This is a genomic window from Psychrobacter sp. P11F6, assembly GCF_001435295.1.
Lineage (GTDB): Bacteria > Pseudomonadota > Gammaproteobacteria > Pseudomonadales > Moraxellaceae > Psychrobacter.
This window is the reverse complement of the sequence record NZ_CM003594.1, coordinates 458,089-472,159: the sequence shown is the minus strand read 5'-3', so window position 1 is coordinate 472,159 and position 14,071 is coordinate 458,089. Positions and strand designations below refer to the sequence as shown.

16 protein-coding genes are annotated in these 14,071 nt (G+C 43.5%); 5 read left to right on the top strand and 11 right to left on the bottom strand.

The features are described 5' to 3' along the window. Positions 1–208: 208 nt before the first annotated feature. The 9 genes from AK822_RS02000 to AK822_RS01960 all read right to left on the bottom strand — a co-directional run bounded on the left by AK822_RS02000 (position 209) and on the right by AK822_RS01960 (position 7,668). Positions 209–925 carry a fumarylacetoacetate hydrolase family protein gene (locus tag AK822_RS02000; RefSeq protein ID WP_087945530.1) on the bottom strand — a complete coding sequence of 239 codons (717 nt, stop codon included), beginning with the start codon at positions 923–925 and terminating at the stop codon, positions 209–211. Positions 926–1,125: 200 nt separating this feature from the next. Continuing rightward, the gene (locus AK822_RS01995; RefSeq protein ID WP_045443544.1) at positions 1,126–1,851 is read right to left on the bottom strand and encodes an ABC transporter permease; all 726 of its coding nucleotides are present in this window, start codon (positions 1,849–1,851) and stop codon (positions 1,126–1,128) included. Positions 1,852–1,863: 12 nt separating this feature from the next. Next, positions 1,864–2,598, bottom strand: a complete 735-nt coding sequence (locus AK822_RS01990; protein ID WP_045453595.1) for an ABC transporter permease — start codon at positions 2,596–2,598, stop codon at positions 1,864–1,866. A gap of 24 nt (positions 2,599–2,622) precedes the next feature. Beyond that, positions 2,623–2,823, bottom strand: coding sequence for a hypothetical protein (locus AK822_RS01985; protein WP_045453591.1), 201 nt, complete (start codon positions 2,821–2,823; stop codon positions 2,623–2,625). A 232-nt stretch (positions 2,824–3,055) separates the two neighbouring features. Continuing rightward, positions 3,056–3,967 carry an ABC transporter substrate-binding protein gene (locus AK822_RS01980; protein WP_372814685.1) on the bottom strand — a complete coding sequence of 304 codons (912 nt, stop codon included), beginning with the start codon at positions 3,965–3,967 and terminating at the stop codon, positions 3,056–3,058. Positions 3,968–4,069: 102 nt separating this feature from the next. Next, the gene (locus AK822_RS01975; RefSeq protein ID WP_060490387.1) at positions 4,070–4,996 is read right to left on the bottom strand and encodes a transporter substrate-binding domain-containing protein; all 927 of its coding nucleotides are present in this window, start codon (positions 4,994–4,996) and stop codon (positions 4,070–4,072) included. A 32-nt stretch (positions 4,997–5,028) separates the two neighbouring features. Beyond that, positions 5,029–5,829, bottom strand: a complete 801-nt coding sequence (locus AK822_RS01970) for a transporter substrate-binding domain-containing protein (protein WP_198329618.1) — start codon at positions 5,827–5,829, stop codon at positions 5,029–5,031. Between the two features lie 311 nt (positions 5,830–6,140). Continuing rightward, entirely contained in the window at positions 6,141–6,938 is a 798-nt protein-coding gene (locus AK822_RS01965) for an ABC transporter ATP-binding protein (protein ID WP_045443533.1), read from the bottom strand. Between the two features lie 406 nt (positions 6,939–7,344). After that, positions 7,345–7,668 (bottom strand): hypothetical protein, encoded by a 324-nt coding sequence (locus AK822_RS01960; RefSeq protein WP_060490386.1) that lies wholly within the window; start codon positions 7,666–7,668, stop codon positions 7,345–7,347. Between the two features lie 449 nt (positions 7,669–8,117). Between AK822_RS01960 and AK822_RS01955 the strand changes: the two genes are divergently transcribed. The 5 genes from AK822_RS01955 (at position 8,118) to AK822_RS01935 (ending at position 12,495) form a co-directional block, all read left to right on the top strand. Then, positions 8,118–9,419, top strand: coding sequence for a glutamate-5-semialdehyde dehydrogenase (locus AK822_RS01955; protein ID WP_060490385.1), 1,302 nt, complete (start codon positions 8,118–8,120; stop codon positions 9,417–9,419). A 181-nt stretch (positions 9,420–9,600) separates the two neighbouring features. Further along, positions 9,601–10,371, top strand: a complete 771-nt coding sequence (locus tag AK822_RS01950) for a ribonuclease domain-containing protein (RefSeq protein ID WP_060490384.1) — start codon at positions 9,601–9,603, stop codon at positions 10,369–10,371. A gap of 1 nt (position 10,372) precedes the next feature. After that, the gene (locus tag AK822_RS01945) at positions 10,373–10,741 is read left to right on the top strand and encodes a barstar family protein (protein ID WP_060490383.1); all 369 of its coding nucleotides are present in this window, start codon (positions 10,373–10,375) and stop codon (positions 10,739–10,741) included. Positions 10,742–10,830: 89 nt separating this feature from the next. Next, the gene (gltS, locus tag AK822_RS01940; RefSeq protein WP_045453577.1) at positions 10,831–12,105 is read left to right on the top strand and encodes a sodium/glutamate symporter; all 1,275 of its coding nucleotides are present in this window, start codon (positions 10,831–10,833) and stop codon (positions 12,103–12,105) included. Positions 12,106–12,246: 141 nt separating this feature from the next. Further along, positions 12,247–12,495, top strand: a complete 249-nt coding sequence (locus AK822_RS01935; RefSeq protein ID WP_060490382.1) for a DUF2164 domain-containing protein — start codon at positions 12,247–12,249, stop codon at positions 12,493–12,495. Positions 12,496–12,623: 128 nt separating this feature from the next. Here AK822_RS01935 and AK822_RS01930 read toward each other — a convergent pair whose 3' ends face one another. Together AK822_RS01930 and AK822_RS01925 are read right to left on the bottom strand one after the other, a co-directional pair. Then, a complete protein-coding gene (locus AK822_RS01930) occupies positions 12,624–13,016 on the bottom strand; it encodes a hypothetical protein (protein ID WP_060490381.1) in 393 nt (130 codons plus the stop codon). Between the two features lie 304 nt (positions 13,017–13,320). Continuing rightward, positions 13,321–14,061 carry a type 1 glutamine amidotransferase gene (locus AK822_RS01925; protein ID WP_055123465.1) on the bottom strand — a complete coding sequence of 247 codons (741 nt, stop codon included), beginning with the start codon at positions 14,059–14,061 and terminating at the stop codon, positions 13,321–13,323. Positions 14,062–14,071 lie beyond the last annotated feature (10 nt).

Here is a 14,071-nt window from a genome sequence, read left to right as displayed (position 1 = left end):
TCGCGGCTTTACAATTATCACCACAAAAATACGAATTACGCCTAAGTCTACCGAGAGTTTATGACAGAACGTTGAAACATAGATGACAGTCTCATGACAGCACTTTCTAAGCACCTCATAAAACGAAAAAAATCCCAAGCGTTAACTTGGGATTTTTTGATGACGTCGCTGCATTTGACGACTGATAAAATAGTGCTGCTATAAAAATTTATTGAACCTGCGCCTGCCATTCATGGGCACCGAGCTTCAATTTTAACGCATCGCCTGCTTGTAGTATGCCAACGCCGCTTGGCGTTCCAGTCATAATTACATCACCTGCTTGTAAGCTAAAGGCATGGCTAATCTCTGCCAGTAATTCATAAACTGGAAATAGCATCAATGCACTATCACCATCTTGCTTCAACTCGTCATTGATATAAAGCTGATATTCGACATGACTAAAATCACCAAACGCTTGCGGATCAATCCAATCAGCAAGTACACAGGCACCATCGAAACACTTAGCACGCTCCCATGGATGACCTTTTTCTTTGAGCTTACTTTGCAAGTCACGTAGGGTCAAATCCAGCCCCAAAGTCACGCCACCTATCGCTTGCTGTGCTTGTTCAAGCGTGGCTGCCGATAAGTCTGCTGCTAATTGCACACACAGCTCAGCTTCATAATGGGTCTCACCATATATTGCTGGATTGGGACGGACGATATCATGACGCACACTGACCACTGACGATGCTGGTTTCATAAATAAGATGGGTGATTTTGGTATCTCATTGCCAAGCTCGCGGGCGTGTTCCGCATAATTACGACCGACACAGACCACCTTGCCGATGGATGCACGTACGCTATCGTTAACCGTTGCGATGCTCGCGTCATCATTGACGCTGGCAGCAATCGCATTGATTAAAGACATATGGGGTGATTGGCTCATACTAGGCACTCACAGCAGATTATTGATAGTTTGGTCATACATACTGCACTATCTATCGCTATTTTTCTAGGGCTTATCTTCATTTTAAAAATAGCCATAAAAATGAGATAAATGGCAGTTAAACAAAGTAATAGCGGGTTAATATTAAGATATTAACCCGCTATTTCATTGATTTTTTAGCATTATTTTTAGCCAAACCATTAAGGTATGGTGTTGGTCATTACATCGGGAGGTACATAGCTTGTGTGGCGGTTCATTCTTTTTTCAAACAACCTAAAGCTAAATAGAATCACCCATGATAACAGAAGATAAATAATACCAGCAGCAAAGAACAACTCCATCAAGGTATAAGTTCGCGCACTAATGGTTCGAGCGACACCCGTAATATCCATCAAAGCGATGGTTGACGCAAGCGCACTGCCTTTTAGCATAAAGATCACTTCATTGCTATAAGCTGGAATGACAATGCCAAAGGCACGGGGTAAAGTAATACGCGTAAGCTTCTGCCATTTCGACATACCGATAGCGTCAGCTGCTTCGAGCTCACCAACAGGAATGGTCTGAATCGCACCGCGAATGATTTCTGCCAAATAAGCACTGGTATTCATGGTAAAGGCAATGATGGCACACCAATACGCTTGACTGAGCACAGGTTCCCATAAGAACGAATTCCGTATAGCCTCAAACTGTCCTAGACCATAATAAATCAAAAATATCTGTACCAGCAGCGGCGTGCCACGGAAGAAGAAGATATAAGAAAATGGTAGTATTTGTACCAGCCAGTTTTTTGACAAGCGCAACTGGGCTAAAACCAAACCAAAAAATAGACCGATAATACCTGAGATAACCACCAGCTGTACGGTCAATACTGCCCCGTTTAATAAATCAGGAATACTATCAAAAATAACCTGCCAATTCCAATCCATAGTATCTCTCCTCTATCCTATGGTCGATTGACGGTGGGTTGACTGACGGCTCAGCTTTTTAGCGTAGCGTGCCGCTGGATTGGCGCGCCATTCGAGCCACATCATAAAACCAGTAATCAACATGGTTAAGCCAAGATAAATAATCGCCGCTGCCATATAAAAAGTAAATGGCTGCTGCGTTGATTGGGCGGCACGTGACGCCTGATACATGATGTCTTTGAGACCCACAACTGATACCAATGCGGTATCTTTGAGCAACACCAAAAACAAATTGCCCAATCCTGGCAACGCAATCTGCCAAACTTGTGGCAAGGTAATGCGATAAAACGTTTGAAAAGGACGCATACCAATCGCTTGCGCCGCCTCCTTCTGCCCTATCGGAATCTCTTGGATCGACATGCGAAAAATTTCAGTCGCATAAGCGCCAAACGCGATAGACAACGCCATCACGCCACCCCAAAAGGCACTAATCTCAACATATTCGTTATAGCCGAATTTCTTGAGAATCGTCATCAGCAGCATAGAGCCACCGTAATAGATAAACAGTACCAATAGCAACTCTGGAATACCGCGCATTGTCGCTGTATATACAGTCGCAATTTTACGCAGCAGCCAGACGTTGGACAGCTTAGCTGTGGCACCGAGCAGCCCTAAAGCCATGCCGATGACTAAACTGGTCATGGCAAGCTTGATGGTGACGGTAGCGCCGCTCAGTAGTAGCGCGCCAAATCCTTGTAAATCAAACACAATTATCCACTCAGTCTCTTTATATTAGCAATTTGCAAAATATGAGTTAAAAGAATCAGCATCAATCGCTGAGCGCTGCTGATAAGCGTATTTTATACCAAATAGACCTTGGTGCTTGGCGTCATAGATCGACGTCAAATCAATACGATTATTGCGGCGGAAATTGACACAGTAGAAATGAGCGCTGATTTTATCATATTCGCTGCCAGCTATGTTAATACTCACACGTAAAAGCAGTGCTTAAATAGACGCTTATCTTCTTAAAAACACATTAGATTAGTCATATTTTTACAAACCGAACAGTCAATATCACAAGACCGAACTATTTTTTATAAAAAACAAAAAAAGGATATCGCTATTGAAGCAATACCCTTCCTATGAAATGGAATTCAAATTAACCTATTAAAATCACTACTCTCACGGTTACGATGCAACAGTGCTAAACATATTTTAAGACTTATTCAGCAGGTTTTTCTGTCGGCTCAGTAGTGACCGTCGAGCTTGACGCTGGAATCGCAAAATATTTTTGATTGATTTTATCGTAAGTGCCATCGGCTTTAATATTGACCAATGACTTATTAATTTTTGCTTGCAATGCATCGCCGGGGCGCACCGCGATGGCAAAATTATCGTTTATGTCAATCTCTTGACCTTTGAGCGCATACTGACTGCCTGAGGTGGAGCCAAGCCATTCTAGCGCTGGCAGCTTATCAGACACCATCGCATCGACACGATTCGAACCCAAATCCAAAAATGCATTACTGAGCGTGTCATAAAGCTTCATATCAGCATTCGGATAAACCTTTTCTAACCACTGCGAAGAAATGGTCGAGCGCTGAGCGGCAATAGAATGCGCATTGATATCATCGCTATTGCTAGGATCGAAGCTGCTGTCTTTTTTGGCCAAAAACACCAAGGTATTGCTAAAGTACGGCTCTGTAAAGCTGACTTGTTGCTCACGCTCAGGCGTCACCGACATGGCGGCCACAATCGCATCGTACTTACCCGCTTTTAGACCCGGGATGATACCGTCCCAATCTTGCGCCGTGATTTCACATGTTACCTTCATATCGGCACAGATAGCGTTGGCAATATCAACATCAAAACCACCAAGGGTGCCATCCGCATTGGTATAGTTAAAGGGGGCATAAGCGCCTTCGGTACCAATACGCAACACATCACCCGTCGCTGCGGTCTCAGCGGCGTCTGGGCTGACATCATCATTTGCATCATTTTGACCATTGCTACACCCTACTAAGGTTAAAAGCGCCGCCATCGCAAGCAAGGGCGCTGAAAAACGTCGCGCCTTGATGCCATTGATAACGGATGCGTTCGCGATTGCACGGTGTTGGTCAAAATGGTTATTCATGATCATCCTTGGGGTTTGTGAGTAAAATAACACTCATCTCTATGAGTGAATATCGCCATACGTGACAGCCATATCAGCCGAGCACAGAGATGAGCTATGATATTAGTTAGTCGCCGCTTCAGCTGATTCTTCTTTCACTTCAACAGCATCATCACCTTCAACCACCATCACTTCTTTTACGTCGGTGGTTGCCACGGCTTTTTGCGCAGCAGCAGTAGAGCTGGTGCCAAAATAGCTGCCTGTGATTTGGTCATAAGTACCGTTTTCTTTTAATTCAGCCAACGCTTTATTGAACTTAGCGACCAATGGATCGCCTTTACGCAGTGCGATACCCATGGCATCTTCGTCGGTGCTGATTTCTTGTCCTTTCACTTCATAGTCTTTGCCAGCATCCGTTTTTAGCCAATCGATGCCAGTGACTTTATCGGACATCATTGCCCGTACGCGACCTGAAGTCAGATCCAGATACGCATTATCTTGGGTATCATAAAGCTTGATATCAGCATCTGCATGTTCATCCTGCAAGTACTGTGAAGCGACGGTTGAGCGCTGTGAGGCAATGGGCTGACCTTTTAATGCATCGATGCGAATGTCATCACCTTTTTTACCAATTAAGATAATGCCAGTGTGAAAGTACGGGTCAGTGAATTCAACCACTTCTTTACGCTCAGGGGTGATCGACATACCTGCGATAATCGCATCGAATTTTTGGGCATTTAGACCAGGAATGAGACCATCCCAATCTTGTGAGATGACTTCACATTTCGCTTTCATTTGTGCACACAGAGCATCGACCAGCTCAATCTCATAACCAATTAACTTGCCATCAGCATCGGTATAACTGAACGGCTTATAGCTTGATTCGGTGGCAATTTTTATGTTCATAGGTGCATCGGCTGTGGTGTCAGCTGCCGCACCATCTTCTGGCGTGGCGCTATTATTACAACCAGCCAGCATAAGCATCGCGGCACTTAATGGCGCAAGCCAAAGCGCCTTAGTTTTTAATGATGATGTCATTGATATTGTCATGTTTGCTATTCCTTCATTTTTCAATCAGAAGATTATTGACCAAAGTTCGCTTGCTCAAGACGGGCCAGCTCACCGTTACTACGGATTTCGCTGAGTGCTTTATTAAAGTCGTCTCTGAGTGCGTCACCTTTACGAACAGCAATGGCAATATTGTCGTCATTGTCAATTTCGTCACCAACGATACCAAAGCCTTCAGGGTTGTCTGCCAACCATGATTTGGCAGAGACTTTTTCCGCCAATACTGCATCGCTACGACCAGACTTTAGATCCAGATAAGCATTGTCATAATTGTCATACAACTGCACAGTGTTGCCGTCTTTGCCTTCATAGTTATCTTGTAAATAAGCGCCAGGCGTGGTTGAACGTTGACCACCAAGTGTCAAATTTTTGATCGCCATAGGATCAAAACTGCCTTTGGTATCGGTCAGCCAAACCATCGTATTGGCAAAGTAAGGCTCGGTAAAGTCGACTTTTTCTTGACGCTCAGGTGTAATAGACATACCCGCAATCACTGCATCATATTTTTGTGCTAAAAGACCCGGAATAATACCATCCCAATCTTGAGCGACGATTTCACATTTGGCTTGCATCTGTTTACACAAGGCATTGGCAACGTCAATATCGTAGCCTGCCAAGCTGCCATCAGCATTGGTGTAGTTAAAAGGAGGATAAGCACCTTCGGTCGCGATACGAATGGTCTTGCCAGCCGTTTCTGCTGCAGCGGCGTCAGTGTTGCTATCAGTAGTTTCATTAGCCGGTTGACTACAGGCGCTCAGCATCAATGCGGCGGTAACGGTCATCGATGACCACAATAGGCGAGAATTCGACATCATACATTCCTTAAATTCTGATGGGTTTTTAATGTAGGGTTCTGATATTTTGTTCTCTGACGTCCCTGCCAGACAAGCAATATAGATAGCAGAATACACAAGCAGCCGTCATTATCGACCACCTGTAAACCTTTTGATAATACCTGAGTAAAATATCAAAAACAAACGTTTTACATACCGACTGTTATTAACGAGTAATAAACAGTCAACGCTGCTTACTAAGCAGTAATTTTATGCTTAAAATAAAATGACGATAGGGTGGTAAGAATATTACCACCCCATTTTTGCATATAAAACGGATACTAAATACGAGGCTAGTTCTGACGATGCGATGCCATAAAGTCTTTGACACGCTCAGAGGTAGGATTATCAAAAACTTGCTCAGGCGTGCCAATCTCTTCAATCACGCCTTGATGCAAGAACACCACTTTGCTTGATACTTCTCTCGCAAAACGCATCTCATGGGTGACGATAAGCATAGTACGCCCCTCTTCTGCCAACTCACGCATGACGGCGAGCACTTCATTGACCAGCTCTGGATCTAAGGCTGAGGTTGGCTCATCGAATAGCAGCACTTGTGGCTGCATGGCAAGCGCACGGGCAATTGCCACACGCTGACGCTGACCACCAGATAAATTCGCTGGATAGGCGTCTTTTTTATCAAGCAAACCGACTTTATCGAGCAGTTTTTCAGCATCGCTAATGGCTTGATCTTTTTTAATCTTTAAAACTTGCGTTGGCCCTTCGATGATGTTTTGCAAAATCGTTTTGTGCGGCCACAAGTTAAAGTTTTGGAAGACAAAACCCACGCGCGCGCGCAAGTTTTCCAATTGCTTAATATCGACCGCTTGCAGCTCACCTGACTTGGCAGGCTTGAGCATCAGCTCATCATTACCGATAATAATACGACCTTGATTGGGCTTTTCGAGCAAATTAATGCAGCGCAGCAAGGTAGATTTACCTGAGCCTGATGAGCCCAAAATAGAGATGACATCACCGTCATATGCGGTAAGGGACACTCCTTTTAGCACTGCCAATGAGCCATAGCTTTTATGGACGTCTTGTAAATCTAAGGCGATAGGCCGAGTCGGATCTTTTGCAATATCAAGCATGGTTCAGCAGACTTCCAATAAATATGAGTGAAAACACGAATAAAAATAAATAAAAAATAGCGGCATAGGCAGCATAAATAGTATCAGCATCAATCATAGCATTATTGTGATAAGGCAATGATTCGTGATACAAATAGAAAAAAATGCCACATTGTCTCTTATTACACAGCAAAAAGGCAAATCCTGTATTGAAACAGATGCTCAATCAACGCTGAATCAATGCTCAATCAGTGGTAATTAAATATTAATAAGCCACTAAATAGCTAACACAAAAAAGCCCAGACTGTATTTACAGCGCTGAGCCTTATTTTATCACTTTCGTGTACTGGGCGTAGTTTTATCTGATTATCTAGTTTTATTCGCTTATATCATCAACTAATGATAACCAGTTAATCAAAGTAGCGATTTAATACGTCGAGACATGTTCTTCGCTCTCAGTACCATCCAGCACTTCGGCCTCATCTGCTGTTGCCACCGCCACATCGTCATTATTACCCATTGCCATGCCATCATCGGCACTAGCAACTGCAATATCATCGCCATCGCCTGCTGTCGCAACACCAGTAGCTTCATCCTCTACTGCTGTTTGTGCATCAACGGCTGGAGCAGTTTCCATAGGGGCTTCTTCTTTCTTACCGCAAGCGCCCAATGTCAATGCCGCGGCAACCAAACCAACTGTCAGCAAGCTTTTACGCGTGGTGTTGTCGATAGTGTCATTTCTAATAGCCATTTTTATTCTCCATCATTATTTCATTTGTTAAGTTGTATTTGACGAGCAACCATTCGTACATGAATGTCTGCCCTTTAATTGCTTTCTGATGCACCGTTAAGCTCTACTATACGTATGATTAATGCTAGCTACCTTAGTAGTTACAACGCAGTTCTGTTAAAACCACGTAACCGAAAGCTTGTGTTTTTGCTTTCTCTAAAACGGTACTTGTATCATGAAGTGGCAAGGACTCAGTAATAGTAAAGTCAGTAAAATGACGCGACGACAATGCTCATAAACGCTATGTAAAGCAGACACTGTTCACAAAATCATCTTTACTATCGCCTCAATCTCCTCTATGTTAAATAGCATAATACCTGACAGGTATCAAAATCATCTTTTTGCCACATTTTCGCCTTTTTGGGCGCTTTCATTTGCTTAAAACATTTATAACATAAGGAAAATAATTTATGAGTCAATCGAATACCACAGACGTTACTGCGTATATGCAAGCTGTCGGCAAGCAAGCACGAGCGGCTTCTCGTGTGCTGGCTGCAGCAAACACTGGTGACAAAAACTCAGCATTAATGGCGATTCATGATGTGTTAAAAGAGGCCAAATCAGATATTTTGGCCGCCAATAAAATCGATATGGATAATGGACAAAACAACGATTTAGAGGCAGCCTTACTGGATCGCTTAGAGCTAAATGATGCCCGCTTTGACGGCATGCTCCAAGGGTTAAAAGACGTCGCCTCATTACCAGACCCTATCGGCGAAGTCACTGACATGACCTATCAGCCATCAGGGATTCATTTGGGTAAAATGCGGGTGCCGCTCGGCGTGGTCGGCATGATTTATGAGTCGCGCCCTAATGTGACCTTAGAAGCGGCTTCATTGGCGCTAAAATCAGGCAACGCTATTATCTTGCGCGGCGGCTCTGAAGCGTTTGAATCCAATCAAGCGATTGCCAAGTGTATCTTGGAAGGACTACAAAAAGTCGGGCTGTCTGAACACAGTGTGCAAGTATTACAAACGACAGATCGTGCTGCTGTCGGCGAGCTGATCACCATGACAGATTATGTCGATGTCATCGTCCCACGCGGTGGCAAAGGATTGATTGAACGTATCAGCCGCGATGCTCGCGTTCCTGTCATCAAGCATTTAGATGGCAACTGCCATACCTTTATCGATAGTGATGCGGATGCCGAAATCGCCATCAAAGTCAGCGTCAATGCAAAAACCCATCGCTACGGTACGTGTAATACCATGGAGACGCTATTGATCGACGAATCAGTCGCGGGTGAGCTATTACCTAAGATTGCCGAAGCCATCATCGCCGCTGACGATGCGATGCAATTGCGCCTTGATGACAAGTCACAAGCCATCTTAAATGACAATGCTAAGCTTGCTGGACATTTGTCTGCGGCCACTGCTGAGGATTGGGATACCGAATATTTAGCGCCTATCTTAGCGGTAAAAGTCTTGTCAGGTATTGACGAAGCCATTGAACATATCAATACTCATGGCAGCCATCATACTGACGTTATCATTACCGACAACTATACCAAGTCGCAACGTTTTATCCGTGAAGTCGACTCGGCGAGCGTTATGATTAACGCCTCTAGCCGTTTTGCCGATGGCTTTGAGTATGGATTGGGTGCCGAGATTGGCATCTCGACCGATAAAATCCACGCTCGTGGTCCAGTAGGACTTGAAGGTCTCACCTCACAAAAATGGATCGTGTATGGTCATGGTGAGACTCGCGCCTAACGTCTTGTCGCTTAGCCTATCATCCACTCTCTCATTTAACGTATAATCCACAAAAAAACGCCAGCTCAGTTGCTGGCGTTTTTTAGTAGTGTCAAATATGTTATATATGCGGCATCAGAACCATATGTATGGTAGAAGTCATGCGGCACGATAATAAAACAGGCGATAGGAAAGTGGGCTTATGCAGAGTGGTAAAATCAAGCACTGGAATTCAGATAAAGGCTATGGCTTTATCGATGTAGACAACCAAAGTGAAGACGTGTTTTTTCATGTGAGTAAAGTGCGATTATCACAGCCGATAACCGTTGGTCAAAGCGTCTATTTTAATAGTCAGCGTAATGATAAAAACCAACTACGAGCCACTGAAGTCACTTCCAACGAATTGAGTATTTTAGCCACTCCAGACTCAAATATAACCAATCCCTATTCAAATACTGGCAGCCGAAACAACCCTACTGATAATAACAAAAACCCGCGACACACTACCCCTGACAATAGCCATCATCAGCGTGGCAATCAAAACAAGAGAAGCTTAGGCTCTACCCTATTTAGTGTGATTGCCCTTATTGCCGTCGCTGTTTACTTTTTTGGTGATTTGTCGTCTGGGTTTTTGACCAATAGTATTGACCCAACGACGGTATCACAAACCTCATCCGAGACCCAGCCAGCAAAGACAAGCGGCGTCACGGGCGATGCTCAGATAGACAATACCATTGCCCTTATACAACGAGGCGGGCCTTTTCCTTATCCTCATAAAGATGGCACGACATTTTATAATCGTGAGGGCAGATTGCCCACGCAGTCACAAGGCTACTACCGCGAATATACCGTGCCGACCCCTGGCGTGTCACATCGCGGTGCACGGCGTATCGTCACAGGTGGTCATCCGCCGACCGTATATTACTTAACCGTTGATCACTATGATAGCTTTCGCAGACTGGACGTAAAATAATATGAGTAAAGCCATCTACTATATTAATCTGGGTTTTGACCAAGATATTAACCAAAAAACTACAGCACTAAATGCTAGCATGCCCGCTCAGACTGTTAACATACCGGTAGACGAGATACTCAATAAAGCCACATTATTAACAAACTTAGCCAATGCCTGTGATTTTCCCAGTTATTTCTCACATAACTGGGATAGCGCATGGGACTGTTTAACGGACAGCGAAGTGACTCACCTGATGCTGGATCTAACAGCGGTGAAAAAAATAAACACCGAAGATTTTAATGTTTTCAAAAGCATCATTGAAGATGCCTACAGAGATTTTGGCAAGCCGCAATTATGGGTTATTATGCCGTCCGTGGATGATGCCTAGTCGACAATCACCACACAAACCTGAATTCGAGATAAAACCATATTTATCCCGAATTCAGGTTAATTTATTTTTATAGAAAGGATTAATATATGGAAATTACCCTAAACGGCTATTACACGCTGATACTAGCCACTCTAGTGCTGCTACTTGGGCGCTTTTTGGTCAAGAAAATTAAATTCTTAGAAGATTTTAACATTCCAGAGCCTGTTGCTGGTGGTTTGGTCGCAGCAATAGTGGTCTATATTCTAAATATCATTTGGGGATATAGTTTTAACTTTCATCAAGGATTACAGACGGCGACCATGCTGATGTTTTTTGCCTCTATTGGTTTGAGTGCTGATTTTAGTAGACTCAAAGCTGGTGGTACGCCATTGTTAATTTTTACCATCGTTGTGTCCGTTTTTATCGTCTTGCAAGATGTCGTTGGTGTGGCCATGGCAAGCGCGTTGGGACTTGATCCACTACTTGGATTAGTGACAGGTTCTATCGCCCTGACTGGTGGTCACGGTACGGCAGGCGCTTGGGGTATCACCTTGGAGCAAGATTACGGTGTGGTCGGTGCAACGACACTTGGTATCGCCGTTGCCACCTATGGCTTAGTCGCTGGTGGTATCATTGGTGGTCCTGTGGCCCGTCGCCTGATTCAAAAGCTGGGGTTAAAACCAACACCCGCCAATCCCAATCCTAGTGACATCGAAAAAGTCGCTGGTGCGCAGTCGCTTTATAGCACCAAACATGACGAAGATTCAGCGAGTAGCAATAAAGAAATTTTTGAAAGACCTGACAGCATGCGCTTTATCACTGCCTCTTCTACTATTGAAACATTGGCATTGTTTGCCGCAGCGTTGGCCTTCGCCGATGTCATGACGCTTGTTGCCCAAGGCACGTGGTTTGAGCTACCTACCTTCGTATGGGCGTTGGCAGGTGGTGTGATTATTCGTAATGTCTTAACCACTATCTTTAATTTTGATATGTTTGATCGCTCTATCGACGTATTTGGTAACGCTTCTTTGAGTCTGTTCTTAGCCATGGCGCTGCTGTCATTGAAGCTATGGCAGCTGACTGATTTGGCAGGCCCTGTGTTGATTATCTTACTAGTACAGACGGTCATTATGGTTGTTTATGTCTATTTCATAACCTTTAAGGTGATGGGTAAAGACTATGATGCAGCGGTCTTGTCAGCTGGACATTGTGGTTTCGGTATGGGTGCGACGCCAACGGCGATTGCCAATATGCAGGCGGTCACGGATCGCTATCTGCCTTCGCCTAAGGCGTTTTTGATTGTGCCAATGGTTGGTGCATTCTTTGTCGATATCGTCAATGCAACGATCTTGCAGATATTTACTAAACTGCCGTTTATGTAATTTGATAAGCAATAAAGTCGAATTAACCTGAATAAGGCTGGGCTACGCTATCGTAACCCAGCTTTTTTATTGGTTATTCAACCTTCCTATAAAGGTATGATTGAACTAAGCTAGATCATTACCTAGTATTGAGAGAATAATATGAGTAAAGACAAACTTATCAAGTTATCGAAGGAAGAGGAAGAAGCGCTGTTAGATAATTTGAGAGATTATATGAGCGAAGAGTTTGATTTGGATATCGGTAATTTGCCTGCCAAGTTCTTATTCGATTTTATGGTGGACTTGATCGGCTATAAAATATATAACCAAGCCATCGATGATGCTGAACCTTGGCTATATGAGAGATTTATGGGCATATTAGAAGACAGTCATGCGTTGAAGAAGGATTAGCTACTATTTTCTACGACACAAAAAAACCGCCTAGCCATTCAGCAGCTAAGCGGTTTTTCACATCAAACTAAGACGCTCAAGTTTTAAAATACTTCAAGTAACAAATACTTAAAGCAAGTTTATATATATTAAAGCGTAAACCCAACCACATTGAGCTTGTCCTCTTCTGCAAACTCAAATAACTTATGAACATGATTTAAATTCTCAAGAAACGTATTCAAACCTTCTTGGCTCTCTGCTTCGTGGTAACCGATGTCGTGTACCAATTTTTTTAAGTCTGTCGCGGCAAACGCTTTGACAATCTTAGGCACGACGGCCACATCATATAATAGCCCGTCATGCTGCTCATGCAGAGGCGTGTTGTCTGCCAAAAATAACAGATCGCACAAGGCGTAATGTCCTTCTCCCAACAGCTCAATCAATTCTTCCGTATAGTGTTCAAAAGATGCTTGTTTCACATCCAAGTATTGGTTATCGCGATTTTCTCTTAGCTCATCAAGTGTAATACTACCATTGAACATACTTGCTAAATTTTCCTCACGAACACTACAAAAAAAATGACATAGATGTAGAAATAGGCATCGTACTCCCCTTATCTGTTATTACAAATAAGAACCACCTAGCAGAAGCTAAATGGTTCTTTCTTCAGTTCAATGAGATTGTATAAAAGATAGGTCGCAGGTTAAGTAATCAATAGCGAGTATTATTATGTAAGTAAGATAAGTAAAACCCACAGTCTTGACTGGTTTGCTCATCTGTCATTTTAGCGCTTTTCTTTATACTGAATTTTCACCTGCTACAGATTATTAATCGCGTTTCACTGAATTATCTAGCTAGTTTATCTAGCATGGTCGAGAGCCATGCATTGTTATCTGCAATATACGTGTCCCCTAGTGCTAGGATCTCATCAGCCGCTTGCACAGAGTCAGGATGATCAATCATCGCTTCTTGTATATACGTCTGTCCATGTGACACCATATCTACCATACTCTTGTTAGTCACTTCAAAATGACATTGCCAACCAAGCACCCACGTACCTAATTCTTTATGCTTTGATGTTTGATAAACAAAACCTTGATTGGCCCAAGTATGTGACGTTGCAATTGGCATCGCGCCTTTGGGACACTCAAAACCATCGCCATGCCAATGAAATACAGTGAATTCATTCTTTGGCAAATCTGCTAGCAGCGGATGCGCAAGCCCCTGTTCGGTCAATTGAATGGGCAGCCAGCCAACCTCTTTTATGCCTGATGGCGCAACTTTCGCCCCCAAGCTATCTGCAATCAGTTGTGCACCCAAGCAAACACCAATCACGGTTTTTCCGTCATTAATACTTTGCTGAATGAAAGATTTTTCATCAGCTAACCACTGAAAGTCACTTTCATCATGAATGCTCATTGGTCCACCCATAACGACTAACCAATCAAAACTGTCTTGCGCGGGTAATGGTTCATTTTTATAAAAACGTGTGACCGTAATACTATGGCCTCGATTATCTGCCCACTGCTTGATATGGCTGAGCTCTTCAAAATCAACATGGTAAAGAGCATGAATTCGTAGCATCATCAAATTATCC

What these genes read in the sequence shown, in the direction of transcription:
- AK822_RS02000 (WP_087945530.1), bottom strand. Translation starts at nt 925, where the DNA reads ATGAGCCAATCACCCCATATGTCTTTAATCAATGCGATTGCTGCCAGC.
- AK822_RS01995 (WP_045443544.1), bottom strand. Translation starts at nt 1,851, where the DNA reads ATGGATTGGAATTGGCAGGTTATTTTTGATAGTATTCCTGATTTATTA.
- AK822_RS01980 (WP_372814685.1), bottom strand. Translation starts at nt 3,967, where the DNA reads ATGAATAACCATTTTGACCAACACCGTGCAATCGCGAACGCATCCGTT.
- AK822_RS01975 (WP_060490387.1), bottom strand. Translation starts at nt 4,996, where the DNA reads ATGACAATATCAATGACATCATCATTAAAAACTAAGGCGCTTTGGCTT.
- AK822_RS01970 (WP_198329618.1), bottom strand. Translation starts at nt 5,829, where the DNA reads ATGATGTCGAATTCTCGCCTATTGTGGTCATCGATGACCGTTACCGCC.
- AK822_RS01965 (WP_045443533.1), bottom strand. Translation starts at nt 6,938, where the DNA reads ATGCTTGATATTGCAAAAGATCCGACTCGGCCTATCGCCTTAGATTTA.
- AK822_RS01960 (WP_060490386.1), bottom strand. Translation starts at nt 7,668, where the DNA reads ATGGCTATTAGAAATGACACTATCGACAACACCACGCGTAAAAGCTTG.
- AK822_RS01955 (WP_060490385.1), top strand. Translation starts at nt 8,118, where the DNA reads ATGAGTCAATCGAATACCACAGACGTTACTGCGTATATGCAAGCTGTC.
- AK822_RS01950 (WP_060490384.1), top strand. Translation starts at nt 9,601, where the DNA reads ATGCAGAGTGGTAAAATCAAGCACTGGAATTCAGATAAAGGCTATGGC.
- AK822_RS01945 (WP_060490383.1), top strand. Translation starts at nt 10,373, where the DNA reads ATGAGTAAAGCCATCTACTATATTAATCTGGGTTTTGACCAAGATATT.
- gltS (WP_045453577.1), top strand. Translation starts at nt 10,831, where the DNA reads ATGGAAATTACCCTAAACGGCTATTACACGCTGATACTAGCCACTCTA.
- AK822_RS01935 (WP_060490382.1), top strand. Translation starts at nt 12,247, where the DNA reads ATGAGTAAAGACAAACTTATCAAGTTATCGAAGGAAGAGGAAGAAGCG.
- AK822_RS01930 (WP_060490381.1), bottom strand. Translation starts at nt 13,016, where the DNA reads ATGTTCAATGGTAGTATTACACTTGATGAGCTAAGAGAAAATCGCGAT.
- AK822_RS01925 (WP_055123465.1), bottom strand. Translation starts at nt 14,061, where the DNA reads ATGATGCTACGAATTCATGCTCTTTACCATGTTGATTTTGAAGAGCTC.